The organism is Xanthomonas campestris pv. asclepiadis (genome assembly GCF_020784175.1).
Taxonomy (GTDB): Bacteria; Pseudomonadota; Gammaproteobacteria; order Xanthomonadales; family Xanthomonadaceae; genus Xanthomonas; species Xanthomonas campestris_D.
In genome coordinates, this window is the sequence record NZ_JAJGQM010000007.1 from 101,080 (window position 1) to 126,797 (window position 25,718).

Sequence of the window (25,718 nt, forward strand, 5' to 3'; positions counted from 1 at the left end):
GGTGCTTGGCGGCGTCAGCCAACGCTACAGGATGGGCAAGCCCGGGCGCAGATCCCACGTTCGCATTTGCGGCGCACCCTTCGGGATATCTCCATCCTGCTGATTTGAATGACCAACTGGAGAACATGCAAGAGCAACCCCATCAGTCGCCGCACTACTGCAGTGAGCATTCAAGATATCTGCCGCACTACCGAGCCATACGCACCGATGGGTACGGGCGCGAAGGCCCATCATTGGCGGCCTACCAACATGCGTGACACTGCAGCAGCGGCGATCCACATCGCGCCGGCCTTTTCCCGGAGAATTCAATTCGACGGTGGTCGTCGCTGCGAGCACGACGGTGTGCTCGGGTAGGCGAAGACACGGCCAACGGCAGACACATTTCATCGGCTCAGGGAATGCTTTATTCCGTTGCGGAATGATCATTTCGCAGTTGAAGCGTCCCGGATCTGCGGCTTGATGGCATTTTCGAGTCGCTGACGACGATGACGCATGCCACACAAGGTGGCCGTGGATGCCGGGGCGCGTCCAAGCACTGCGATTGCACGCTGGAAAGTTCGCACTGTCGTTGACCGGATCGTTGATGACGGCACGTGCGCCAGACCGTGTCTGCGTGCCGCGCGTCGGCCAGGCGACGCCTCGATCGACGCATCACCCGGCCACCGGCACCCCCTGCGCTGCAATCGAGGCTGGCACCGCCATGCGTCCGTCGAATGATGTGCTGGCCGTCAACGCCGCACGTCGGCAGCCCAGCAAGCCCGGCGGCAGCGCGCCGCCCTTTCCCCACAGCGAGGACATGCCGTGATGAATATCCCCTCAGCCAGTGCTTCCCAGCCATCGCAATCGACGCATAAAGACGTTGTGATCGACATGCCGCCGCTGCAAGAGCGCAACCAGACGCCAGCAACGACGGCAGACCCTGCACTGGCGGGCCTGCCTCGCAGGCCGTCTGGACGACGCAGCAACCCGCAACACAGCACCGGATCTGGCAGCGCTGCGGACGGAACCCAGCACACCGGCAAGAGCCCGCTGCTGCATGCCGCTAGCGCATCGGTACTGCACGGCGAAGAGAGTTCCAGCGAGCACTTCTTCGACGCCGACCACCCCTTTGCACCACCAGACCCGTCTTCCATCCCCCACCAACAGACTGCACCACGCGATCCGCCGGTGCACACACCCGCAGCCACCGCCGCAACGACACGTACCGAGCGCCTGGGTGCGCTGGCTGCATCGATCGGGACCGGTGCAGTGCGTGGCGCAAGCACCGTCCTTGGACCGACAGCTACCGCCGTGGCGGCGGCAGCGCGCGGCATACTCCCTGTCAAATTCGACGGACAGTACCTGGGTGCTGCGCTGGGGCATCTGGTGCACCAGGCCAGCTCCGTGGGACCGACCACATTTGCGCGTGAGTTGCTGGGCGAGGGATTGTTTGCCGCTCTTCGCAAGCTTCCACCCGAGGCGGTGGTCGCCATGCAAGCCGTTGCCGGCACGCTGCAGATGGCGCTACATACGCTGCGGAGCAACCGCGAGAAGCGCAACCCCGACGCGGCTGCGCGAGGCTTCCACAATCTCAGTCTCGAACAGTGGGATGCATTATCCAGCGACGAACAGGAGGACAAGAGAACCGAGCAGCAACATTACTCGGATCTGGTCACCCGGCTCGCGCTGGGCGGCATCCTGAGCAACATCGCCGTGGGTGCGGCCGGCAAGGCATCCGGCCAACCGGAGATGGCGGCCAGGCTGCTGGCCAGCGACCTGAAGATCGCCGCCTACGCCGCAGCCCGCGACACCATCCAGGCCACCTTCAAGATGGTGGGAATGCAGCACCCGGCCCGCTCCAATGGTGGCATCAGCGATCCGCACATCACCAGCGCCGGCAGGTTCTACGGCATGGCCAACGTGCTGGCCAACCTGGCGTCGAACGAGCTGGCGTCGCCGGACTTTGCAGCGGCCCGGCAGCGCTGGGCCGGCCTGAACTCGCCTTTCACCAAGGGCGAGGCAACCAGCGTCATCTTGCGTCAATCGGCGATGACGGCGGCCTTGAATGTCGGCCTGGAAACGGCGGACTGGATCAATGTCACCCAGCACGAAGCCGACCAGGCCGGGACAAAGCAGATCTGGGAGCCCGAATGGAAAGGCAAGCGCGAGGATTACGAGCGGGTCATGGATCACTCGGTCGCACGCACAGCCGCCATCAATTCCAATATCGCGCTTGGTACCGCCATCAACATGATTGGCGCCTGGGTCGGGCTGTCGCCCGCACGCAGCGCCCTGCTCTCCAATACGGTGTCCGGCGTGGCCGCCGGCATGCAGTACAAGACCATCGGCGCCACCTGGCAGGCCGATGGGGCCGTTCGCGCAGCCGAGGCGGCTCGCCCGCAGGCCGGGTAAGCACGGCGATCAAACCCACCGCGCTCGCCACCCGGCGGGCGCGGCTATCGCTCGGCAAGGCACTGCCACTCGGGCGCACGATGCGGGCAAGCCGGCAGCCCATTACGCAGACGCTGCGGTCGCAGTAGCGTTACTCGGCAACCACCCCGCGCTTGCTCAGAATCGCGTGAATGGCATGCGCATACTTGTCGCGCTCCGCGGGCGTTTCGGAATGATAGGCGCCGACGGCAGCCCAGGTATTTCCGTATTTATTGGTCATCTCGCGCAGCCGCCAGGCCGCCACATACACGCTGACGCACGGCTGCATCAACGCATCCCTGGAGATGCCGTAGCTGGAAAGACGCCGCAGATGGATTGAATTGATCTGCATCTTTCCATAATCGATGGTGCCGTTGTTGTTGCGGTGGATCGCGTCGGCACGGCCACGGGATTCCTGCCACGCAATGGCGCGTAACACCCAGGGATTGACGTGTTGATAACCGGCGGCTTCTTCAAAACAGTCTGCGCGTGCGAGCGGCGCGGCGCACAGCAATGCCGCCGCAAGCCACACGCGTCGCCGAGGCGCGGCGGCACGGCTGGACTGGAGCGCGCACCATCGCTCGTCTGCGGGCATGTTCCTGGAGAGCGTGGCCCAATGCTGTGGACGCCACATACCCGTGCCGTGCGCAGACGCACACGTGGTCGGCGTATCGGTCTCTGTCATCTCTGTCACCTGATCGTCGTTGATTCCAGCAACGCGGCGGAGTGGACACGCATCCCCGGTTGATCCAACGTCCCCCGCTCGATCGCGCCACCATAACGGTGCTGTGCACACGCCGGCACATGCTGGACGAAGCGTCTATGACATAAGCGAAATCACCGCGTACAGCGGTGCAACGCAGCTGTTTTCCAGCGGTTTCCCGAGATTTTGCCGTCCTCACGTTCGCAAGCAAAAGCGCGCTTTCGCGTCCTGGCAGATGCATCGCGCTTGCCTCTTCTACCTTGCCGACGGGGCAACACAGCGTCCCAGTTGCGAGCTTGCCGTTGCAGCTTTCCGGCAACCGCGATGTCCCCAGTCAACCACATGAGACGGGAATCACCATGGACTCATCTATCGGAACCAACTTTTCGAATTTCAGCAACGTGCACACGATGGGCATCGGGCCCCAGCAAACTCAGAACTCCGGTCAGCACGCGTCCTCGGCTGGCTCCGAGCAGCAGCTGGATCAATTGCTCGCCATGTTCATCATGATGATGCTTCAACAGAGCCAGGGTAGCGATGCCAATCAGGAGTGCGGAAACGACCAGCCGCAGGATGGTCAGCAGGGCCTGAGTCCGTTGACGCAAATGCTGATGCAGATCGTGATGCAGCTGATGCAGAACCAGGGCGGCGCCGGCACGGGCGGTGGCGGTTCGCTTGGCAGCAGCCTGGGCGGCAACAGTCTGGGTGGCGGTTTCAATGCCAACCTGTCGAGCATCACCGGCCAGGCCTGATGGGCAATGCGTGCAGGCTGCCGGTCCACGCGGCAGCCTGCACGTTCCAACAGCATCGGCAGCCCCTTGAGGCGCTGCTCAGGGCGAGACGATATGCGGGGTCAGCAGGAACAAGCGCTGCAGCCGCGATCCGCTCTGCTGGCGATGCTTGAACAGGTTGCCGACCAGTGGAATCTTGGACAATCCGGGCACCTTGTTCAGATAGGTCTGGTCGCTATCGGAAGCATAACCGGCGATCAGCAGGCTCTGACCCTCGTTGACGAATGCCTGCGTGGTGATCTCGCTGGAGGTGATGACGGGAATGCCATCGACGGTGTTGGCGCCCAACTGTCCGTCTTCGATACGCACATCCAGGCGCATCTGTCCGTTGGCCGAGCCCGGCACCACACTCGGCAGGACGCGTAACGACACACCGGCGGACAGGTTGTAGAGGTCCGCGGATGCGTAGCCGCTGACACGCACGAATGCCTGCTGCTTGTGATCCATCACCGCTTCCACGTTGTCCAGCGTCGCCACCTGCGGGGTGGAGACGATCTTGGCCTTGTTGGTCTGCTCCAGCGCCGACACACGCGTCATCAGGTAACGTCCTGCATCTCCCAGGACCGCCGTCAAGGTGCCACCCAACGGAGCGCTGGCACCTGCTGCCGCCGCACCGCTCAAGGTGCCATCGTAGCCAAGCTGACCGCCACGCCCGTCGCCGGTCTGCACATCGACACGCCGGCTGTGGAAACGCCAGTCCACGCCCAGATCCTGCATGGCGCCATCGCGGATCTCGATGATGGTGGCATCGATCTGCAGCAGCTTGGGGCGGTTGTCGAGCTGCTGGATCAACGTGCCATAGGCCGCCATCCGCTCGGGGCGGTCGCGAATCAGAATGGCGTTGGTGCGCGGGTCGGCCTCGATCACCGGCGCGTCGGAGGCCAGCTCGCCGCCGCTGCCTGCATCCACCGCCAGCGGCGTGTCGCGCCGGGCCTGGCTCATCTCCGGCCAGACGCTGGCCGGCGCATTGGTGCCAGTGCCCGGCAACGGCGGGCTGACCGGCACCCGATCGGACGGCGAGCCACCGCCGAACCACGACGCAGGCAAACCGAGAATGCCGTTGTTACCACTGCCGCCGCCAGTCTGGCCCTGAGCACTGTTGCCGAAGGTATTGGACGAGCCGCCGCCGATCGGTTGCACCCGCCCGAAATTGGCGCCCGGCCCGGGCAGCACCGCGGTGGGAGCGCCACGCACGCCGTACATGCTGCGCAACAGGCTGGCCATGCCCGGCACCTGGACGTCCTGCCCACCGATGCGGGTGCTGTGATCGGCGGCCTGCGCATAATGCAGCTGGAACACCTGCACCTCGGTGGCGTCGCGTTGGCGTGCGCCCTGCTCGACCTGTTTGGCGATCGCGGCGACGGTATCCACATACCCCGGCGGGCCGGACACCACCGCCACGTGCGCCGCCTCGTCGTAACGGACCGGAAAGCGCGGATCGTCCAGGCGCATGCGCGCAAGCGCATCGCGCAGCGCATTCGTCGACGCAGCGCCCAGATTCAAGGTTGCATTCTTGGTTTCGTTGGCGCCCCAGATCCTGAGCACGGCACCGTCGTAATACGAGACGAAGCCGAACGTCGCAGACAGATCGTCGAGGAATTTCTGCGGGCTGGCCTCGAACTTGCCACTGAGCGTGCCGGTCACTTCCGGTGAAATCCAGGTGGTGATGGATTGGCTGGCGGACAGGTCGCGCAGCACTTCCTTGAGATCCTTGTGGTCGGCGACGTATTTGAAGCTGCGCGAATGCCACGGCACCTGCGCGGCATTGGCATGCGGCGGCAGCAACGGCAGCAGGCTGAGCAACAACGCGGCGGCCAATGGCGCACGTCGATGGCGGTGAACTGGAGGACAGGCATATGCCATGGCGTTCCCTCTGCGAGGCAAGTGAAAGAATCGATGGGGTGGCGCCCGGCAGGCAGGCGTCGGCCGGGAATTGCGTGCCGCGTGCAGCCGGGCTGCAGACACGGCGTCGGGCAGTGCATCGGTGGCGCGTGCGGTCAGTGTAGGCAGCGCACGGCAGTGGATGTCTCAACAATGATCAATTCGCGGCGCCCCCTTTGCCGCCGATGTTGGCGGCATCGTGCAACTGCTGCTGGAAGTGGAGGAAGCCGAGTGCGTCACCGGATTGCGTAATGAACACGCTGGTCAGCAATGCGAGCAGCAGCAATGCCAGTACCCCACGGATCGGCTGACTCAGATTCGATGGTTCCAGCTTGTCGGCGGCGCGGGCCACAAAGCCGATGGCCAGATCCACCAGCACCAGCACCAACATCACCGGCGCGGACAGCTTGACGATTGCGGTCATCATGTCGTCGGTCTGCTGGATGACGAAGGACTCGGCGACCGCTCCCATGTCCGGCGTGAGCTGGCTCAGCGGCCACCAGCGGAACGATTCGAACAGCGCACCGAGCAGCATCAGCATGCCGCCCAGCGCGTAGAAGGACACGATCGCCAACTGCATCAACACCGTGGACACCGGCGTACTCTGCTCGCCGCTCAGCGGGTTGGTCATCTGGACATTGTTGTAGCCGGACACATCGTCGATGAGCAGGCCCACGCTCTCGGCAACCCAGAACACCATGGATGCGGCAAACCCGATCAGCAGGCCGATGAAGGCTTCCTTGAACACCAGCCCGACCAGGCCGGCTGCTTCGATCCTGGCCAGCGCATCGGCCGGCTGTCCGTAGGCGATGAACGAACTGAGCACATAGATCACGCCGTTGCGCGCCATCCCCGGAAGACTGTCCTGCGCCGTGGCCGGCAGCACGAAGAACATCACGAACACGCGCACTCCGCACAACGCCAGCAGGGTCAGCAGCGACACCCCCTGGGATGACAGTGCCAGCAGCGCGTTGGCGGTGTCGCTCATTGCCGCACTCCGCGCGCGGCACGATGCCGGCGCAGGCCGACCAACGCCTCGATCGCGTCTTCCTCCTCGGCCGCTTCGCGTTGGGCTTGCCAGGCACGCTGCGCGCTGGCGGCTTTTTCCGCATACATCTGTGCCTGTGCCTGCAGCCTGCTCACGGCCTGTTGCACCGCTGCGGCCTCGTCGCGTGCGCTCTGCAACGCCTGCGTCGCTGCGACCAGCGCCTGCTCTGCGGCGCGGCAGCGCTCTTCCAGCACGGCGCGGAAGCGCTGGTACTGCAGGATCGCCTCGATGCCGATCGACTCACCCGCGCCGGCCCTGTCGGCCAGCGTGGCATCGAACGCGGCCAGACGCGCCGAGCAAGCGCTGGCCTCCTGACTGCAACTGGCGCATTCGCGGTCGCACTGCTCCAGCGCACGCCTGCAGTCGCTCAGACGGTCCTGCATCCGTTCATGACGGCGCGTCTTCAGCTGCTGCAACGTGATCCAGGTGCCGGCATGCTCACGCATCGTCGATCACGCCGGCAAGCTGCTCCAGGGTGGTGTCATAGTCGCTGAGCTGATCGGTGGGCTGGCTGAGGAAGTCGCGAATGGCATCGATCCTGGCGATCGCCTCGTCGGCGACCGCGTCGCTGCCCTGGCGGTATTCGCCGACCTGCAGCAAGGTTTCCACCTCGTTGTACTTGGCCAGCAGACGCCGCAGCTGGCCGGCGTACTGGCGTTGCTCGGCAGACACGATCTGGCTCATCACCCGGCTCAGGCTTCCCAGCACATCAATGGCCGGGTACTGGTTTCTGGCGGCGATCTCGCGCGACAGAATCAGATGGCCATCCAGGATGCCGCGCACTTCTTCGGCGATCGGATCGCTGCCGGTGTCGTCCTCGGCCAGCACGGTGTAAAACGCGGTGATCGAGCCCGTCTCGCCCATGCCGGCACGTTCGAGCAGGCGTGGCAGCTCGGCGAACACGGACGGCGGAAATCCACGACGGGTGGGCGGCTCGCCAGCGGCCAGACCGATCTCGCGTTGCGCGCGGGCAAAGCGCGTCAGCGAGTCCATCATCAGCAGAACGCGCATGCCCTGATCGCGAAAATATTCGGCGATGGCGGTGCCGACATAGGCGGCCTTGGCGCGCTCGATGGAGGAGCGATCGGAGGTGGCGCACACCACCACGCTGCGCGCCAGGCCGTCCTGGCCAAGAATCATCTCGATGAATTCACGCACTTCGCGTCCGCGTTCGCCGATCAGCACGATCACGTTGACATCGCACTGCGTGCCGCGCGCGAACATCCCCATCAAGGTGCTCTTGCCGACGCCGGCCGCGGCGAAAATGCCCATGCGCTGGCCTTCGCCCAGCGTCATCAGGCCATCGACGATGCGCACACCGGTCGGCATCGGTTGTTCGATCAGGCGCCGGCGCATCGGATCCGGCGCCTGCGCCTGGATCCGGACCCAGCCGTCGCCGGCGAGTGGCCCCTGGCCGTCCGCCGGCTCGCCCAGGCCATCGAGCACGCGTCCCAGCAACGCCGAGCCGACCGGCACCGCCAGTGGGTGCCCCGACCCGATCACACGCGTCTCGCGCGACAAGCCCACCAGTTCGCCAAACGGCGCCAGCAAGGCGAGATGGCGGCTGAAGCCCACCACCTCGGCACGCTGCAGCAGCGTGCCGTCGCGCTGGCGCAGCTCGCACACCTCGCCCAGGCTGACCTGCACCCCGGCGACCTTGAGCATGGTGCCGATCACCTCGACCACCTTGCCGTAGCGACGACCGAAGGCCAGCGCAGCCAGTTCGCGCTCGAGCGTTGCCTCCAGCACCGGCAGCTCAGCCGTCATCTTGCACCGCCTGTGGCGCGGCCAGGACGCGGCGGATCACCCGCTGGATGCTGCGTAGCTGATCGCGCAGATCGGCCTCGAACACACCGGTATCCCATTCGCACACGCAGGCGCCCAGGGCCAGACCCGCGTCGCCGCACAGTTCCACCGGCATGGGCCAGCCGGCGGCGGCCGCAGCCGCATCGAAGGCGCGCCGGGCGTCGTCCAGCGCATCCGGATGCACGCTCACCCGCAAGGCCTTGGCCTCGTCCAGGGCGCCGTCCAGCGCCTGGGCGGCGCGCGCGTACAGCGCAGCGGGGTCGTGCCCGTGCAGGACCTGTGCGCAGGCGTGCGCGACGACTCCGGCCAGACGCTCGCGTGCGCGGCGTGCGGCGTCCTCGGCCGCGAAGGCATGCCGCACGCCGCGTTCGTTCCACGTGTCGAGCTGACGGCGCAGGCCGGCGGCATAGCCCAGTCGTGCGCTGCGCTCGGCCTTGTCCCGGGCATCGTTGAGGATCGCCTCGGCCTGTTGTTGGGCGTCGTCGATGAGCGCCTGCGCACGCGCCTGGGCGTCCGCCAGCGTCTGCGCGCAACGCGCGTGCACCTGCGCAGTCGCGGCGTCCAGTTCCAGCACACGGGCCAATGCCTCACGGGGGATGACCTCGCCGTCCAGGCCGACCGCCTCCGGTGTGGACCTCAGCCACAGACGCATGGCAGCTCCGGCAACAAGGTGGGAAGCGCCTGCAGGAATGCATCGCTCGCGCCATCTGTAGCGATGGGCGCCACCTGGGCAGCGCCCAACGGCAAGGACAGCGCGATCACTTTGGCGATGCACGGGTCGGGCCAGGCGCCATCGGCCGCCAACCGACGCCAGCCATCGCCGACCCATGCCGCCTGGTCGGCGTCGCGCGGCAACAGTGGCGCTGTCATGCCGGTGACTGCGCGATGGCGCACATGCTCAAGGACCGCCGGCCCCACCCGCTGCTCGAACCAGCTCAGGCGCTCGCGCTCGATGCAGCGGCGCAGCGCCAGTGCGCGCGAAAACAACGCGCGGCTCATCAATACCTTGGAGAGCAGGTCGGGCGCCAGCACGACCAGCCGGTTGGCCGGCGAATCCAGCGCAGAGACCTGCATGCGCGAGCATCCCGACCAGGCCTGGATCACGCGCACACGGCGCTGCGCAGGCGCGCGTTCCCAGCCCAACGCAGCGACCGGACCCAGCCAGTGCGCCACCCGCTCTGCCTCCAGCGATTGCGCCAGGGCGGACACCGCCGCCGTCCATCGTTGAAGCCACCGTGCCGCGTTGTCGATGCGTGCCTTGTCCATCGGCCGGCCTCACCCAGCAGGTTTTCTGGACAACTCGCGCAGGCGCTGCCAGCCGCCCCAGCGGCGTGCATCGGCGTTCGGCCACCAATACAGCGCTGCCGCACCGACCGCCACGCACAGCGCCAGCGCGCATCCGGCCAGCCATGGCCACGCCCAGGCACGTGGCGGCGCCGATGCAGAGAGCTGCGCATCGCTTTCCGCCCCGCCTGGCACCAGCGTGACGCTGACGTTCTCGTAGGTCAGTCCTTCCACGCTGTGCATCACCAGCGTCTTGATGCTGGGCACCAGGCTGGTCAGATCGCTACCGACGCGAAACTTGATGAACACCGCGGCGCTGGAGGGTTTGACCGAGGTGGACAGCGGGTCGTTGTTGGGAAGCACGATCTCCACATCGGCCGCGATCACGCCATCGATATTCGACAAGGTCTGCGACAGCTGCTGCGACACGCCGTAGATGAAACGCACGCGTTCTTCGGTGGGGGTGGAGATCAGGCCGTCCTTCTTGAACATCTCGCCGAGATTGGCGTGCCGCGCGTGCGGCATGCCATGCGCGCGCAGCACCTGCAACGCGTACGCCACCTGGTCATGCGGCGCGTTGATCGCCCAGGTCTTGCCGTCGTCGGGCGTGAGCTTTTCCGCATCCACATCGGCGGTCAGCAGCACGGCGAGCATCTCGTTGGCGTCGTTCTCGGTCAGCCCGGAATACAGCTGCTGGTCGCAGCCAGACAGCAGCAGTGCCAGCAGCAACACCACCAGATATCTGAGCGTTCGCATGCTATTGGTTCTTGAACAAAGTTTGCACGGCGTTCTTGCCCGACTGCGCCACGCCGACGCTGACATTGAGGTTGAAGCCGACCATGGTCAGCTCGTGCATCAGCTTCATTTGTTGCGAGGCCATCTCCTGCAGGCCCATGGTCGGCGCCTGCAGGCTGAAGGCATCGATATGCTCGGCGATGGTGCGCACGCCATCGTTCTGCACGTCGACCATCCGGCTCACCATGCTGGGCTCTCCCACGCGCTGCATGGCCGGCGGCAGCGGGCTGGAGGATTGCATCAGCGCCTGGAAGCGGTTGACGAGCGCCTGGTTCGGCGCGGCCGTCGGCGATATCGCGGGCGTGGACAGGCCAGAACTGGCAGTGATCGGGGCAACAGGAGGAATGAGCGTCATGGCATGTTCCGCAGGCTGGGTAACGTCCGGGTCAGGCGCGCAGATACTGCGCGTTGGGAACTTCCATCGGCGCGGTGGATTCGGTCGCCGATTCCGCTTGCATGGGTGCCGGCGTGTAGCGTCCTGACAGCGCCTTGACCAGGCCAACGGCGTCGGCATCGGCGTCCTCTTCGATCAGGCCGTCTGCAATGCCATGCCACGAGGGGTCGCCCACCGCAAACAGGCAGCACGCGTACAAGGCTTTGCACAAGGGCTTGGAGCCGGCATCGGCCTCCAGCTCACGCAACAGGCGCGCACCCTCCAGATAACTGCCGCGCTTGATCGCGATCCAGGCATCGAAGGTATCCAGCGCCTTCAGCTCCGGCCGCATTACCCGCACGGCGGCCAGTACCGCTGCGGCCTCTTCGAGTTTTTCGTGCGTCAGCCCCACCGTAATCAGTTCGATCAGCCCACTCACGACCGAACCGGGACATTCCATCTTTTCCATACCGCACCTCGTCATTCAATGGCTGTGGACAGCATGCGTGCGTAACGTACGCGTCGGCGCCAACCAAGACTTTTCAGAAGCGAACATCGGAATACCCTCGCGAACAAACACAGCGTGCTTCGTCCACCCATGCACACGTTCGCCCTGGAAGCGGATCGCCTGGCGATGGCTCAACCAGAATCGGCATGCAGCAACCGCGGCCGGAGATCGCCATGTCGGATGAGAAGACCGAGAAGCCGACCGAAAAAAAACTGCAGGATGCGCGCAGGGATGGGGAAGTGCCGGTCAGCCCGGACGTCACAGCCGCCGCCGTGCTGCTGGCCGCGTTGTTGGTGATGAAACTGGCAGGCAGCTATTTCGTCGAACACCTGCGCGCCTTGATGTCGATCGGCTTCGATTTCAGCGCCAATACGCGCGATGCCACCGCCTTGCACCGTGCACTCGGTCGCATCGGCATCCAGGGCGTATTGCTGACGCTGCCGTTCGTGGTCGCATGCCTGGCTGCCGGATTGATCGGCAGCTTTCTGCAGACCGGGCTCAATGCCTCGCTCAAACCGGTCACGCCCAAGTTCGATTCGCTCAATCCCGTGAACGGCGTCAAAAAACTCTTTTCGTTGCGAAGTCTCATCAACCTGCTGAAACTGGGCATCAAGGCCGCGGTGATCGGCGTGGTGCTGTGGTACGGCCTGCGCGCACTGATGCCGACGATCATCGGGCTCGCCTATCAGCCAACGGCTGACATCGCCCAGATCGGCTGGCGTGCGCTGGGCATCCTGTGCGCCCTGGCGGTGCTGGTATTCGTGCTGGTCGGCGCGGCGGACTGGAGCGTGCAGCACTGGCTGTTCATTCGCGACAAACGCATGAGCAAGGACGAGCAGAAACGCGAACACAAGGACAGCGAAGGCGACCCGGAACTGAAGGGAAAGCGCAAGGAATTCGCCAAGGAACTGGTCTTCGGCGACCCGCGCGAGCGCGTCGCCAAGGCCAAGGTGATGGTGGTCAACCCGACCCATTACGCCGTCGCGCTGGCCTACGAACCGGACGGCTTCGGTCTGCCGCAAGTGGTGGCCAAGGGTGTGGACGACGGTGCGCTGGAACTGCGTGCCTATGCGCACAAGCAGGGCATTCCGATCGTGGCGAACCCGCCATTGGCGCGCGCGCTGCATCAGGTCGAACTGGGCGAGGCGGTTCCCGAATCGCTGTTCGAAACGGTGGCGGTGGTGCTGCGCTGGGTCGACGAGCTGGGCCGCGACAACGATGACGGCAGCGGTCCGCTGCCCTGCTAGGAGATCGCATGCGCCTGACACGGTATTTCGCATACACCGGTGAAGTGGCGATCGCCGCCTTGGTGGTGGCGGTCATTGGCTTGATGATCCTGCCGCTGCCCACCCCGCTCATCGACACGCTGCTGGGCATCAACATCACCCTGAGCGTGGTGTTGCTGATGGTCACGATGTATGTGCCCGACTCGATCTCGCTGTCGTCGTTTCCCTCGTTGCTGCTGTTCACCACGCTGCTGCGGCTGTCGTTGAACATCGCGTCGACAAAATCGATCCTGCTGCATGCCGAGGCCGGCCACATCATCGAGAGCTTTGGCGAGCTGGTGGTCGGCGGCAACCTGGTGGTGGGCCTGGTGGTGTTCCTGATCATCACCACGGTGCAGTTCATCGTGATCGCCAAGGGCTCCGAGCGCGTGGCGGAAGTCGGTGCGCGCTTCACCCTGGACGCGATGCCCGGCAAGCAGATGAGCATCGATGCCGACCTGCGCGGCGGCAACCTGAGCGCAGACGAAGCACGCAGCAAACGCGCGCGGCTGGCGATCGAGAGTCAGCTGCACGGTGGCATGGATGGCGCCATGAAATTCGTCAAGGGCGATGCCATCGCCGGCCTGGTGATCACCATGGTGAACATCCTGGCCGGCATCGTGGTGGGCGTGACCTACCACGGCATGAGCGCAGGCGAGGCGGCCAACCGCTTTGCGATCCTGTCGGTGGGCGATGCGATGGTGTCGCAGATCGCCTCGCTGCTGATCTCGGTGGCGGCCGGCGTCATGATCACCCGCGTCGCCAACGAGAACGAGGCCAAGACCAGCTCGCTCGGGCTCGAGATCGGCCGCCAGCTCACCGGCAATGCGCGCGCCTTGATGGCGGCGAGCGTGCTACTCGCCTGCTTTGCGTTCGTTCCGGGATTTCCTGCGGTGCTGTTCCTGCTGCTGGCGGCGGCAGTGGGCGCAGGCGGCTATACGATCTGGCGCAAGCAACGCGATGTCAGCGGCAGCGATCAGCCCACGCTGCCATCGACCAGCCGCAAGGGGGCAAAGGGCGATGCACCGCATATCCGCAAGAGCGCGCCGGATTTTGCCTCGCCCCTGTCGATGCGACTGTCGCCGCAACTGGCTGCGCGGCTCGACCCGGCACTGCTGGACCAGGCGATCGAGAACGAACGCCGGCAGTTGGTGGAACTGCTGGGCCTGCCGTTTCCGGGCATTGCGATCTGGCAAAGCGACGCCCTGCAGGACCTGCAATACGAAGTACTGATCCACGACGTCCCGGAAACCCGCAGCACCTTGAGCGATACGGCCGACCTGCAGAAGGCGCTGGCCCAACAGGCGATCGCGCCGCTGCGTGCACGCGCGCATCTGTTCGTCGGCATCCAGGAAACACAGTGGATGCTGGAACAGGTGAGCGCGGACTATCCCGGGCTGGTTGCAGAAGTCAACAAGGCCATGCCCGCACAGCGCATCGCCGATGTGTTGCGGCGGCTGCTGGAAGAACGCATCCCGGTGCGCAACATCAAGAGCATCCTGGAAAGCCTGGTGGTGTGGGGACCGAAGGAAAAGGACCTGCTGATGCTGACCGAGTATGTGCGCTGCGATCTCGGCCGCTATCTTGCGCACACTGCGACCGCAGGCACCGGGCAGCTGCCTGCGGTGATGCTCGACCACGCGGTGGAACAATTGATCCGGCAGTCGATTCGCGCCACGCCGGCGGGTAATTTCCTGGCCCTGCCACCGGAGCAGGCCAACCAGCTGGTCGAGCAGGTGGAGCGCATTGTCGCAGATCAGGCGCAGCATCCACTGGCGGTGGTCGCATCGATGGACGTGCGGCGTTATGTGCGCCGCATGATCGAGGCGCGCCTGAACTGGCTGGAGGTCTATTCGTTCCAGGAACTGGGCGCAGAGGTGCAGCTACAGCCGATCGGCAGAGTGGTGGCCTGATGCGCAAGCCACCGGTCCGCCATGTGCGCATCCTGCCGATCGCCGGTGCACCGTTGCCGCCGCACGCAGCGCCCACACCGGTGCGTGCCACGCAGCGTGTCAGCTTCATGCAACTGCGCCGACGCCTGAACAGCGTGCTGCGCGGATTGCCGGACATGGTGGTGCCGGAAGATGGCGACGACGCTCCGCCGCTGCCAGACGATGCGGATGCTGCCAGCGACGGTCACGACGCTGCGCCGCTGCCAAGCGCGCCCCCCTGCCTGGATGACGGCAATCGTGGTCAGATCGCCCGAGGCGACGACAGCGACGCCTTGGGTCGGCAGATCGCCGCCGAGTGGATCCGCACCCAACGCGCGCAGATGGCCATCCACCACATCGCGCTGCGGGTGGCCGAATTCTGCAATGCCACGCCGGTGCGCGGCGCAGGGATCTGGGAGGCGTGGCTGGAGATCAACCACGACATCCTGCCGCAGACCACGCTGTTCTTGCGGCTTTCGCCAGACCAGCTATCGCTTCGCTTCGACAGCGGCTCGCCCGAGACGCGCGAGGTACTTTGCAATGGAAGAAAGCGTCTGGATACCGCATTGAAGGCCGCGCTCAGCGACACGCTGCAGATCAGCATCGAGGTCGTCTAGCGCCGCACACGCAGAACAGCCATATCGAGGGACCCCGCTTTGTCAACCGAGCCGAGCCCGACGCCAACGGCACGCGACTTGTCGCAAGCGCTGACCCACGTGCCTGCTGCGCGCGTGCAGCTCGGCAGAATGCTGTGCGACCCGCGTACCGCGCGCCGCTGCGGCTTTACCGCGCAACGCCGCGGCATCCGGGCCGCGGAAGCGGCGCGCCTGCAGCTGCAGTTCGATAGCGGCATCCTGGAGCTGCGGATCGCCGCACGCGACGGCCTGGCGCTGCTGTTGAACGAAGCCGATGCCGCCCTGCGCACCGCGATCGCCGGGGTGCTGTTGAGCGATGCGCTGCACGCCTTCGCACCGCTCGGACTGGGTACTGCCGAGGTCGTCGCCTTCGAGCGCTGCGCGGACGCAGCCAATTGCCTCGATATCGGCATCACCCTCGGCGACATCGACGCGATCGCGGAGACCGCCAGTCCATTGCTGCTTACCGCGCTGCACACCGCGACCGCTGCGCTGGCGACACCATCGCCACTGCCGGCCTGGCTGAGCGCACTGCGGCTGAGCACGCGCCTGCGCATTGGCCAGCGCACGGCAGCGGCAACGCTGCTGCAATCGCTGCGCCCGGGCGATGTGCTGCTGCACGCGCTTGGCCCGGCTCCGATGCGCAGCGGCGAGTTGCTCTGGGGCATCCCCGGAGGTGCGGTGTTGCGCGCACCGGTACGCCTGAACCTGCAACAGATGATTCTGGAGACCGCCCCCGCCATGCAGCACGATACGCCCGAGTCCGATTCCTCGCCGTCCACCACCGATGTGGCGGCACTGGAGCTGCCTGTCCAACTGGAAGTGGACCAACTTGCGCTATCGCTGTCGGTGCTGTCGGGCCTGCAGCCCGGCCAGATCCTCGAACTGTCGGTGCCGGTGGATCAGGCCGACATTCGTCTGGTGGTCTATGGCCAGACCATCGGCATCGGCAGGCTGCTGGCGGTGGGCGAACATCTCGGCGTGCAGATCCTCAGCATGTCGGAGACTCCACATGCAGATGCCTGATGTCGGCTCGCTGCTGCTGGTGGTCATCATGCTGGGCTTGCTGCCCTTCGCAGCGATGGTGGTCACCTCCTACACCAAGATCGTGGTCGTGCTCGGCTTGCTGCGCAATGCCATCGGTGTGCAGCAGGTGCCGCCCAACATGGTGCTCAACGGCGTCGCGTTGCTGGTGTCGTGCTTTGTGATGGCGCCAGTAGGCATGGAGGCGTTCAAGGCCGCGCAAAACTACAGTCCCGGTGCCGACAACAGCCGCGTGGTGGTGCTGCTCGACGCCTGCCGCGAACCGTTTCGGCAGTTCCTGCTCAAGCACACGCGCGAGCGCGAAAAGGCTTTTTTCATGCGCTCGGCGCAGCAGATCTGGCCCAAGGACAAGGCCGACACGCTCAAGCCGGACGATCTGCTCGTGCTGGCACCGGCGTTCACGCTCAGCGAGCTGACCGAGGCGTTCCGCATCGGATTTCTGCTGTATCTGGTCTTCATCGTGATCGATCTGGTGGTGGCCAATGCGTTGATGGCAATGGGTCTTTCGCAGGTGACGCCGACCAACGTGGCCATTCCGTTCAAATTGCTGCTGTTCGTGGCGCTGGATGGCTGGTCCATGCTGATCCACGGCCTGGTCTTGAGTTATCGGTGACGCCATGGACCATGACGATCTGGTGCGGTTCACCTCCGAAGCCTTGTTGCTGTGCCTCAAGGTGTCGTTACCCGTGGTCGGGGTCGCCGCGCTTGCCGGCTTGCTGATTGCCTTCATCCAGGCAGTGATGTCGTTGCAGGATGCGTCGATTTCGTTTGCGCTCAAGCTGGTGGTGGTGGTGGCTGCCATTGCGGTCACCGCGCCCTGGGGCGCCTCGGCGATCATGCAGTTCGGCCAGGCGCTGATGCAGGCGGCCTTTCCATGATCCGGCGCATTTCCCCAGGCGCTGTGCCGCCGTCGCTGCCGACCACGCCCGGCACCTCGCATCACCATGCCGATGCGCCGGGCGCTGGCGCGCAGCCGCTGGACACGCCCCATCATGCACCCCGTCTGCGCCCCGCTCCGCCACGCAAGCGGCGACGCGGCATGCGGTCACTGGATGGCATGGACGACGAGCTCGACGCCACCGACCAGGAAGATGCCGAAGCGGCGCGCGTGTCGGCGCTACGCGGCCGGGTCAGCATCGCAGTCGCTCAGCCCCAGGAGCAGGGACACAGTCAGGACGATCAGCATGGCGCCGGTGGTCGCGCACATGCCGGCGATCCGCACGCAGGGACGTGGCCCAGCGCCTCGCCGGTACAGTGGGACGAGGATGTGCGTGCGGGTGTCCAGGCAGTCATCGATCGCTATGCGGCAACGCGCGCCGCCGACCCGACGGTCAGACGGCACGCCCTCACCGCCGCGTTCGTGGAGTTGCGTGACATCGGCATTGCCCATCCGGTCGCCGCATCGCTGACCACCATGGTCTGGATGTTGATGCGCGAGCACCTGCAATCGGTCCAGGCGAGCACCTTGTCCGAAAGCATGGACACCTTGCGCAAACGCCTGGCGGAGATGGTGCGCGCGCAACCCGAGCCGACACCGGCGCTGCGCAGCTACAACTTGCTGGTGCCGCTGATGCTGATCAGCGCGGGAAAGCCGCGCAAACCCGCTGATTGTGCGCGAGGCGTCACACGTTTGAACACGCTACTGATGGAACACCAAGACGGGACCGCTCAGGGGATTCGTGCATGATCATGCAACTTCGCATACTGACGGGAATACACGCCGGCGCGCGATTAGATTTGCAGCCAGGCAGCTACACGTTAGGCGCCGATCCCCAGGCCGAGATCCGGATCGAAGACTGGCCTGATTGCCCGCTCATCATCGAGGTGGATGCAGATGGTCAAGTTCGTTATCGCAGCGACGCGTTGCCAACGACACCGTTTGTTGCGCTGCATCCAGTGCGTTTGGGTCCGTTGGTGCTGTGCGTCGGCGAGGCTGCTGCCGAGTGGCCGGACGATGTGGCGCTGCTGGAGCGGTTGCTGTCTCCAGCCGCGACGCCGGCAACACCCCCATCACGCAGGTCCAGGGGCACTGCGATGCGCGCAGTGGTGGGCGCCATGCTAGCGCTGGCCGCCGCAGCGCTGCTGCCCTCCCTGCTACCGGCATTTCTCTCCGATGCCGCTCCCGCTCGCAGCCAGGACAACCAGCTCAACCAGGTCAGGTCCGTGCTGAAACGGCTGGGCTTGCGCGAAGTGCGCGTGGAGCAGGTCGGTACGCACGTGCGCGTCGAGGGTTTGGTGGCGAGCAGCGCGGATGCGGCACGCCTGCGCGTACAACTGCACCGGTACCAACATGCGGTCACGGTCGATGTGGTGGTGGTGGATGAGGTGCTGGCAACCCTGCGCGACACCTTGGCCGACCGCGATCTGAACGTTCGCTACGACGGTCAAGGCGTGTTCTCCATCGCCGGCAGCAGCGACAACGCAGAGCGTGCAATCCGAAGGATCGCCGATCTACGCAGCGATCTGGGCCCGGAGGTCCGCAAGCTGCATGTGGACATCACCCAGCAGGACCCGTCGGTAAAACCGCCCGCCAATTACGACGCCGCGCTGCTCGCCGATGGGTTGCATTACGTCGAGACCCCGGACGGCACCAAGCACCTGACTTCCCTGCCGCAGCACGCGGCGCCATGAGAACCGCACCATGTTCGATGCCATGACCCACAAGGTCACCCAGGATATGAGCAAGATCTTGCAGACCAAGGCGGAGGATCTCTCCGGTGAGCGACTGCGCAACATCGATGCAGCGCTGCACACGACAGCGCAACAACTCCGTGTGCACTGGACTGCAGCGAGCGATCAGGCTACGCGCAACAATTTCACCGTCTTGCACGACGGTATCAACGCCGCGCGCGACATCGTCGCGCACATCGCCAGCATGCCTTGATCATCGAGTTCCTTGGCCACGTTGGTCAAGCAAAACGCGCCGACAGGCGCTCCACGTTACTTCATCTTTAGCTAAGGAGTATCCATATGTCAGATTTACAATCGATTGGGCCGCGATTGGGCCAGGGCGGGGATCTGTTTAAATCAGACTTTTCAAGCAGATACGACAATCATATGAGCAGCCAGACTTCGGACAATCAGATGGATAGTCTGATGGGTGGCATTGGCCATTCAGCCTCAGCACAGGAGCGCATGAACAACTACCTGACCGAGAAGAAGAACGAACTTGACTTCAACGTAGCGCTCAACAAATTCATCGGCAAGGCAGGCGACAACGCGAAGCAGCTGGTTGGCCAGTAATGGGCCCTGACATGACGCAGGGCCGGTGCATGGCCCTGCGCATGTCGTACGACAGATGAGCAGCACCCGATTCGAAGCGATCGTTCAGCAGATGTGCGAAGCACTGGACCTGCCGGATGTGCAGACGGTGCTCAGCAAACGCGTGCTGTGGGTGGACGGGTTTGAAGTCTATCTGCACATGCCTGCAGCCCAGACCGACGATGAAGCACAGCAAGCGCCGGAAGAAGAAGCGCTATATCTACGCATCTCCTACGGCCTTGCTCCTGCGGGACGCACCTTGACGGTCTTCCGGCTATTGCTGGAAGCCAACCTCTCGGTGTACGCGCAGGACCAGGCGCAACTGGGATTGAACGACGCCGGCGTGATCGTGCTGATCGTGCGCGTTCCGCTGGACGACGACGTCGACGGCGCATGGATCTGCGATCTGCTCGCCCACTACGCCGAGCATGGCCGTTACTGGAACAACAATATCTTCATTGCACACGACGAAATGTTTGAAGGAATCGCAACAGGGAATTATCTGTGGCTACGCGCCTGAGGTGTTCGACCTTGCATGCAAGCTGATGCTTGCAGCGAGACAGGCACGACTCAGCAGCACGCTGATCGGAGCCTTGCGCATCCGCTGCGCTGGGTCATATCGCCACGCTGTCGCGCCGTTATTCCCCTCGCAGGATTTCTTACGCCATTCATCACTCGCAAGGACACTCGCCAATGAATCTCGCCATCCCCTCACACACCACTGCGAGCTTGCAGCCGTCCTCGTTCTCCCTGTCGCAGCAGCAAGCCCTCACCGCGGTGATCATGAGCATGCTGGCGTACTGCATGCAGCGCATGATCAGCGACATGCTGCAGTCACAGGATCAGCCATCCAGTGACGGTCAGTCACCGACCAACCCCAATCCGACGCCCTCGATGCCGCCATCGAACCCGCCGAGTTCCACCAACCCTGGCGGACAACACGGCAGCGGGACTGGCAATGGCAGCGGCGGCAATGGCAGCAACAACAACAAAGGCAACGGAAGCACCAGCGGAACAGGAGCCGGCAACGGCACATGCCACAGCAACCCGGGTCAACCGGCAACGCCGCCTGGCACCGGCCAGCCGGTAACGCCCAGCCCCAACGGCACGCAAGCGCCCCTGCCTCCCGGCAAGGTCGTCACCGCACCACCCGGCGTACAGAACAAACCCATCGTGGTGCATAAGGGCGAGGTGTTCGACGGCAAGAATCAGACCTATATCGGCGGCCCCTGCCTGGGCAAAGGCGATCAGGACGAGCACCAGCAACCGTTGTTCGTCGTCGAGGACGGTGGCTGCCTCTGCAACGTCAACATGACGGGCGGCGGCGACGGCGTGCATTTCATGGGCAGCGGCAAGATGGTCAACTGCGTCAACGAAGATGTCAGCGAGGATGCGGTCACCATCGATGGCCAGGGCAACCGCGAGCATGATGCGGGAATTGCAGGTTGTAGCTCTGAGGTCAGCGGCCGGCCGAAGGTCGAGATCATCAATTGCACGTTCAAGAATGCCGCAGACAAGGTCGTGCAGGACAACGGTGCTGCCGACGTGGTGATGTCGGGTGACACCGTCGAGGGTGCCAGCAAGGTCTTCCGCACCAACGGTGGGCATGCCGATATCAATACGAGCCTTCAGGTCGAAAACTGCGATTTCAATCAGGTCAAGGAAGCAGTGTTCCGCACCGACGCGCCAGGCGCGACGGTGAAGCTGGCAAACCTGAAGACCGATGCGCCCAACGAGGTGATTGCCCCCAACGCGTCCCAGGCCATCGGCGCGACACGCATCGGCCATAAGGCCTACAGCGGCTGACCACACCCTGCACCGTTGCTGTGCGTCGAGCGCGCCCGGCAGATGCACTGCGTTGACGCATCTGCCGGGTATCGGCGCCCGGTGGTGTCGAGGTCCACATGCGAGGAGTCGAGCGTGACCCGTATCCGCCCTTCCACCCTGACATTCGGGCTGCCTGGCAACAGCCATGGCGCGGCGCATGCGGGTACGCCGTCGCCGCACAAGCAGGCCCATCACCGACTGCATCAGCTGGATGGGCCGGCGGCCGAGTCCGAAGCACGCGCTGCAGAACTGGATGTAGCCGCACGGGTGTATCGCTACACCGCAGCTGCTGCCGACACCGGACGGGGCACGCCTGCGCCACGCGAGACAGGCAGGCTGCGGGGCGTGCGGAAGTCGTTGCAGAAGCTCGCCCGGCTCGCCGGCACGGCGGTGGGCATCGCGCGGCAGGCCACTCCCGACCATACGCGCCTGCTGCGCTACCAGGGCACATCTGCGCAGCCTGCACCGTCCGCTCGGGCAGAGCCGGGCCACTGGCACACACTCGCTCCTTTGCAGACAGCGACATTCGCCGCCTCGCAACGGCTAAGCGACGCCCGGATCGCCGTGCGCAAGGCCGCAGCGCTGGAGCGCCTGGTGGTGCTGCATATCGATCGCCTGGAGCGGGACACAAGCCTGCAGGCCAGACGCGCACCGCGCCTGGCCGACCGTGCCAACGCCACCCGCAAACGCCAACAGGTGCTGGCCACCTGGAATACGCTGCTCCGCAAGCACATCGCCAGCTGCAGCGAGCGCCTGGCGCGCACCGAGCAACAGCTGCAGCAGCAACTGGACCAGCTCACGGCCATGCCGGCGCCTGCTGCAAACGAGCGCCGACCGCGCTTGCGTGACCTGCTCAAGCACGAAGCCGAGCTGGAGCGCATCCGCCAGCAGCACCAGCACGCGCAGCACCTGTCCGCCCTGCGCGAGAAACAGCAGGCCTTGCTGCAGCGCCTGGAAGCGCGCGCCGCCAACCTCGACACCACACTGGCACAGGCGCTGCAGTCAGCACTCATCGTGGCCGGCGACCTGTTCGAGACCGCTGCGCGCGCCGACGCGTTGCGTGCACTGCTGCCGGCGCTGGCGGATCTCACGCAATCGCTCGAGGAGGAGGTTGACCGCGCGGCGGCCGACGATCTGCGCGCCAGCCAGGCGCTGCGGGCCGCGTCGGACGCACTGATTGCCGCGCAGATCGCGCAGACCGCCTCCAGCACAACCGATGCCGCCGCGGCCACCGCATTGCGCAACCGCTTGTCGTCCTGGGCGAGCGGGCTGTCCACCACGCGTTTCGCAGACCAGGCCGTGCCTGCAGCGGGGATCGTGGCCATCGCGCTGGGCGCGCTGCGCGCGGCAGTGGCCGGTGTGCTAGGCGACAACCGCGCTGACGCCGCGGAGCTGCTGTTGGCCACCTTCGACCGTGTCCACGACAGCACCTGGAGCGCGCTGATCCCCGCCGATCCGGAACGGCCAGGAGACCCGCCGGGCACGACGATGGGCGAGCACTCCGCCATTGCCCGCGCAGCGATCGAGGCGGCGACAACGCATTGGCTGGAGACCCTGGGACGTGTGCCACGCGGCCGTCAGGTACTGGGCCAGTTGATCCAGGCACGCCACGAGCGTGCCGCCGACCCCGGCCGCCAGGACATCGCCCGCATTGCGTTGCGGGCCGATGCGCTGCTGCGCGCCGCACCTGTGGACGATACCGCCACGCGGTGCTGGCTGAGCGGTGCGCGGCGCGCCGCCGGTGTCGCCCTGCACGCGGCCGACCCGGCAGATGCGTTGCGCACCTGCAGCAGCGACGAACGCGCGGCCTACCATGCGCTGCGCAACGGCTACGAGTCGCGTGCTCCCGATTCGGCGTATGCGCGCGCAAACGCCCACCTGCAGGCGTTCGGCGAGGCGGTGCGTACTGCCACCTCGCCGCACCCTGCCGGCGCACACGCGAGCGCTCCCAATCCACTGCATGCCTTGTCGGAGGGGCTTGAGGTCGCATCGGCCACCGCACTGCCGACACCGCGTCGACGCGCCAACCTGGCCCTGGAGCACGCCGCGGCTGCCTTGGCCGGCTACCTGGGCGCATTGCATGCGGCCCGACCGCAGGGCAGTGTTCCATCACAGGCCGAGCTGCACTGGCAGGCGGCGGCCGAGCTGCTGCAATGGGTCGATGAGGACGTGGACCGCAGTTGCGTGGTCTTCGATGCCGCCACCCTTGCACGCATCGCCGAACGTGCCGCAGCGCTGCACAACCACCATCAGGCGCAGGCATCCCGAGCCCCGGGCGGTGCAGCGGTGCAGGCAGCGCCACCGGAAGGATTGCGGCGTGCCTGGGAGCAGGTGCGAAGCGGCCGCTGCACCGCGCCAGCCGCGTTCGATCTGTTGCGTACCTGCCTGTCTACCGTGCGGGCGGAGCACGCAGAGCAAGCGGCCGAGCTGCAAGCAGGCGATGTTTCGCCACAGGCCGCCTTGTGGCTCGCACATGCGAATGACTGCCTGGCGCATTTCGACACCGCCATCGACAAGACCTTGCAGTTGGCGAAGCAGACCGGTGCCGGCGCCCTGGCTCACCCCGAGGCATTGCTGGACCTGCTGCGCGACATGCTCTCGCACCTGGAATGGCGCGACCGCTGGCGGATGACCTGCCAACAGACCTGGGGCGCCAATCTCGCACCGCTTTCGGCGGCAGCTGCGATTGCGGGGTCAGCGTTCGGCCTGGGCACACGACTGATCGCCAGCATGCAGTGCAATCGCGATGCCTCGCTGGAGTTCTACATGGGACGTACCGGCCTGTACCTGCAGATCAGCCGCCAATCCGCGACGCAGCGCCAGCTCGGTGCGGGCCTGACTGTCGGCTATGGCATCGATGTGGAAAGCGACTACGCGGCAGCCGGGGTGTCGGCCGCCGTGGACTGGCGCTATCGGCGCGAGACCGGCGTGGAAGACGGCCTGCAGATCCGTATCCCCCGGCTGGGCAAGGGCCGCGAGCCGGAGCTGCTGCAGGCATTTTTGCGCATGCTGGAGGATCTGGTACGCCGCGCAACGCCCGACCCTTCCGCACAGCCCCCCGGCGCGGACTGGATGCAGGCATTGCTGGCCGAGCATCCGGACGCCAGCGTCGGGCTGATCGACCAGGCCGCACGCGTCAGCCAGGGCACCGAATGCAGCGCCAGCGTCAGCGCCGGCCTGCGTGCAGGCGATGCGCACGGCCGCCGCGCGGGCGGTGCGCTGGGTCTCGGCGTCAAATCGCGTCAGGACCTCGGCTGGACATCGACGACCGTGGCCGGCTACATGACCACGCACTACTGCGACGCCACCGCCGCACGCCGGGTGGAAGCGGCCGCACGCCTGACGGCCGGCGTGCAACTGGCGCTTGCCCAGCATCGACACGGAGGCGCATCGGCGACGCCTGCGGCCAGCACCACGCTCTCGGCACTCGATGCCGGCTATGCCGCCGAAGTGAGCGCGGACGTGGCCACCGCGTTCTGCACGCTGTTCCAGTTCGGTGGTGAAATCGATCCGGTCCGCAGCGACCGCGCAACCGACTTCGCGCAATTCGCCGCGTTCGAGCGCCTGGTCCGCACCCAGTGGGAGCGCTGGGCCGACTATGGCCTGGTCAAGCTGGGCAACGATGTCGACCAGACCTTGCAGCCGGTGCTGGCAGAGCTGCAACTGGAGCATTTCATGCAGCAGGCCAGGCGCTTTGCCGATGGCAACGCGCTGGCTGCGCTGTTCGCCGACGAGGCGTTGCGCAGCGAAGCTGCACCGCTGCTGGACGTGCACCGTGCACTTGCACTGGTGGCGCAGGACGCAGGTGACGACACGGCTGCACTCGCCGAGCGCACCGCCTTCGACGCGTTGCTGCAGCAGCCCGCCGTGTGGGAGCCGACGTTGCTGCTGGTCCGCGAGAAGGCAAAACTGACCGAAGAACGTGGCGTGGACTTCATCGTCAAGCGCCAGCGCAACCGCATCGCCGAGGCCATGCGCACGGTCGGTCAATGGCCAGCGTACGAAGCGGTGCCGCGCGCCGCATCGCCCCGTTCCACTCCCACTGCTCGTACGTAAGCCGCGCACCGGGCTGGCCCCGGGACCGCCAACAAGCGACAGACGCAACGGCGGTTGCGTCTGTCGTGGCGGCATGCGCGACGCAGTGGATCAGCTGCAGG

At 65.6% G+C, this 25,718-nt stretch carries 25 protein-coding genes; 15 read left to right on the forward strand and 10 right to left on the reverse strand.

Annotated elements, in window-relative coordinates; genetic code table 11:
- The first annotated feature begins 1,167 nt into the window (after positions 1-1,167).
- Positions 1,168-2,391 (forward strand): hypothetical protein, encoded by a 1,224-nt coding sequence (locus tag LL972_RS05555; protein ID WP_228326724.1) that lies wholly within the window; start codon positions 1,168-1,170, stop codon positions 2,389-2,391.
- 130 nt (positions 2,392-2,521) lie between these two features.
- On the opposite strand, the gene LL972_RS05560 is transcribed toward LL972_RS05555, so the two are convergent.
- Entirely contained in the window at positions 2,522-3,004 is a 483-nt protein-coding gene (locus LL972_RS05560) for a lytic transglycosylase domain-containing protein (protein WP_228326725.1), read from the reverse strand.
- A 467-nt stretch (positions 3,005-3,471) separates the two neighbouring features.
- Between LL972_RS05560 and xopA the strand changes: the two genes are divergently transcribed.
- Positions 3,472-3,864 (forward strand): XopA/Hpa1 family type III secretion system protein, encoded by a 393-nt coding sequence (gene xopA / locus LL972_RS05565; RefSeq protein ID WP_323134206.1) that lies wholly within the window; start codon positions 3,472-3,474, stop codon positions 3,862-3,864.
- Between the two features lie 78 nt (positions 3,865-3,942).
- Here xopA and sctC read toward each other — a convergent pair whose 3' ends face one another.
- The 9 genes from sctC to LL972_RS05610 form a co-directional block, all read right to left on the reverse strand.
- On the reverse strand, positions 3,943-5,766 hold the full coding sequence (gene sctC / locus LL972_RS05570) for a type III secretion system outer membrane ring subunit SctC (protein ID WP_228326727.1): 1,824 nt from the start codon (positions 5,764-5,766) through the stop codon (positions 3,943-3,945).
- Positions 5,767-5,941: 175 nt separating this feature from the next.
- Positions 5,942-6,772, reverse strand: coding sequence for a type III secretion system export apparatus subunit SctT (sctT, locus tag LL972_RS05575; protein WP_228326728.1), 831 nt, complete (start codon positions 6,770-6,772; stop codon positions 5,942-5,944).
- Entirely contained in the window at positions 6,769-7,278 is a 510-nt protein-coding gene (locus LL972_RS05580) for a type III secretion protein HrpB7 (RefSeq protein ID WP_228326729.1), read from the reverse strand. Before LL972_RS05580 ends, sctT begins: the two co-directional genes overlap by 4 nt.
- Positions 7,271-8,599, reverse strand: a complete 1,329-nt coding sequence (gene sctN / locus LL972_RS05585; RefSeq protein WP_228326730.1) for a type III secretion system ATPase SctN — start codon at positions 8,597-8,599, stop codon at positions 7,271-7,273. The genes LL972_RS05580 and sctN overlap by 8 nt, the downstream gene beginning before the upstream one ends.
- Positions 8,589-9,290 carry a type III secretion system stator protein SctL gene (gene sctL, locus LL972_RS05590; protein ID WP_228326731.1) on the reverse strand — a complete coding sequence of 234 codons (702 nt, stop codon included), beginning with the start codon at positions 9,288-9,290 and terminating at the stop codon, positions 8,589-8,591. The genes sctN and sctL overlap by 11 nt, the downstream gene beginning before the upstream one ends.
- The gene (locus LL972_RS05595; RefSeq protein WP_228326732.1) at positions 9,275-9,904 is read right to left on the reverse strand and encodes a type III secretion protein HrpB4; all 630 of its coding nucleotides are present in this window, start codon (positions 9,902-9,904) and stop codon (positions 9,275-9,277) included. The genes sctL and LL972_RS05595 overlap by 16 nt, the downstream gene beginning before the upstream one ends.
- A 9-nt stretch (positions 9,905-9,913) precedes the next feature.
- Positions 9,914-10,678, reverse strand: a complete 765-nt coding sequence (gene sctJ, locus LL972_RS05600) for a type III secretion system inner membrane ring lipoprotein SctJ (protein WP_228326733.1) — start codon at positions 10,676-10,678, stop codon at positions 9,914-9,916.
- A 1-nt stretch (position 10,679) separates the two neighbouring features.
- The gene (locus tag LL972_RS05605) at positions 10,680-11,072 is read right to left on the reverse strand and encodes a type III secretion protein HrpB2 (protein ID WP_228326734.1); all 393 of its coding nucleotides are present in this window, start codon (positions 11,070-11,072) and stop codon (positions 10,680-10,682) included.
- A gap of 31 nt (positions 11,073-11,103) precedes the next feature.
- A complete protein-coding gene (locus LL972_RS05610) occupies positions 11,104-11,559 on the reverse strand; it encodes an HrpB1 family type III secretion system apparatus protein (RefSeq protein WP_228326735.1) in 456 nt (151 codons plus the stop codon).
- 212 nt (positions 11,560-11,771) lie between these two features.
- On the opposite strand from LL972_RS05610, the gene sctU reads away from it, so the two are divergent.
- The 13 genes from sctU to xopZ all read left to right on the forward strand — a co-directional run bounded on the left by sctU (position 11,772) and on the right by xopZ (position 25,617).
- Positions 11,772-12,845: a type III secretion system export apparatus subunit SctU gene (sctU, locus tag LL972_RS05615; protein ID WP_228326736.1), complete on the forward strand. Its 1,074-nt coding sequence runs from the start codon at positions 11,772-11,774 to the stop codon at positions 12,843-12,845.
- Between the two features lie 8 nt (positions 12,846-12,853).
- Positions 12,854-14,776 (forward strand): FHIPEP family type III secretion protein, encoded by a 1,923-nt coding sequence (locus LL972_RS05620; RefSeq protein ID WP_212580669.1) that lies wholly within the window; start codon positions 12,854-12,856, stop codon positions 14,774-14,776.
- Positions 14,776-15,411, forward strand: a complete 636-nt coding sequence (sctP, locus tag LL972_RS05625) for a type III secretion system protein SctP (RefSeq protein ID WP_228326737.1) — start codon at positions 14,776-14,778, stop codon at positions 15,409-15,411. The genes LL972_RS05620 and sctP overlap by 1 nt, the downstream gene beginning before the upstream one ends.
- 90 nt (positions 15,412-15,501) lie before the next feature.
- Positions 15,502-16,455, forward strand: coding sequence for a type III secretion system cytoplasmic ring protein SctQ (gene sctQ / locus LL972_RS05630; protein ID WP_228326753.1), 954 nt, complete (start codon positions 15,502-15,504; stop codon positions 16,453-16,455).
- On the forward strand, positions 16,442-17,086 hold the full coding sequence (sctR, locus tag LL972_RS05635) for a type III secretion system export apparatus subunit SctR (protein WP_104583496.1): 645 nt from the start codon (positions 16,442-16,444) through the stop codon (positions 17,084-17,086). The genes sctQ and sctR overlap by 14 nt, the downstream gene beginning before the upstream one ends.
- 4 nt (positions 17,087-17,090) lie before the next feature.
- Positions 17,091-17,351 (forward strand): type III secretion system export apparatus subunit SctS, encoded by a 261-nt coding sequence (gene sctS / locus LL972_RS05640; RefSeq protein WP_002802878.1) that lies wholly within the window; start codon positions 17,091-17,093, stop codon positions 17,349-17,351.
- Positions 17,348-18,160: a 4-hydroxyphenylacetate catabolism regulator HpaA gene (locus LL972_RS05645; protein WP_228326738.1), complete on the forward strand. Its 813-nt coding sequence runs from the start codon at positions 17,348-17,350 to the stop codon at positions 18,158-18,160. The genes sctS and LL972_RS05645 overlap by 4 nt, the downstream gene beginning before the upstream one ends.
- Entirely contained in the window at positions 18,157-19,104 is a 948-nt protein-coding gene (gene hrpD5, locus LL972_RS05650) for an HrpD5 family protein (protein WP_228326739.1), read from the forward strand. The genes LL972_RS05645 and hrpD5 overlap by 4 nt, the downstream gene beginning before the upstream one ends.
- Before the next feature lie 10 nt (positions 19,105-19,114).
- Entirely contained in the window at positions 19,115-19,357 is a 243-nt protein-coding gene (gene hrpD6, locus LL972_RS05655) for an HrpD6 family protein (protein WP_228326740.1), read from the forward strand.
- A gap of 86 nt (positions 19,358-19,443) precedes the next feature.
- Positions 19,444-19,716, forward strand: coding sequence for an HrpE family protein (gene hrpE / locus LL972_RS05660; protein ID WP_104583492.1), 273 nt, complete (start codon positions 19,444-19,446; stop codon positions 19,714-19,716).
- Between the two features lie 55 nt (positions 19,717-19,771).
- Positions 19,772-20,254, forward strand: coding sequence for a CesT family type III secretion system chaperone (locus LL972_RS05665; RefSeq protein ID WP_228326741.1), 483 nt, complete (start codon positions 19,772-19,774; stop codon positions 20,252-20,254).
- Positions 20,255-20,523: 269 nt separating this feature from the next.
- On the forward strand, positions 20,524-21,540 hold the full coding sequence (locus LL972_RS05670) for a pectate lyase (RefSeq protein ID WP_228326754.1): 1,017 nt from the start codon (positions 20,524-20,526) through the stop codon (positions 21,538-21,540).
- Positions 21,541-21,654: 114 nt separating this feature from the next.
- Positions 21,655-25,617, forward strand: a complete 3,963-nt coding sequence (xopZ, locus tag LL972_RS05675) for a XopZ family type III secretion system effector (RefSeq protein ID WP_228326742.1) — start codon at positions 21,655-21,657, stop codon at positions 25,615-25,617.
- The last annotated feature ends 101 nt before the right edge of the window (positions 25,618-25,718 follow it).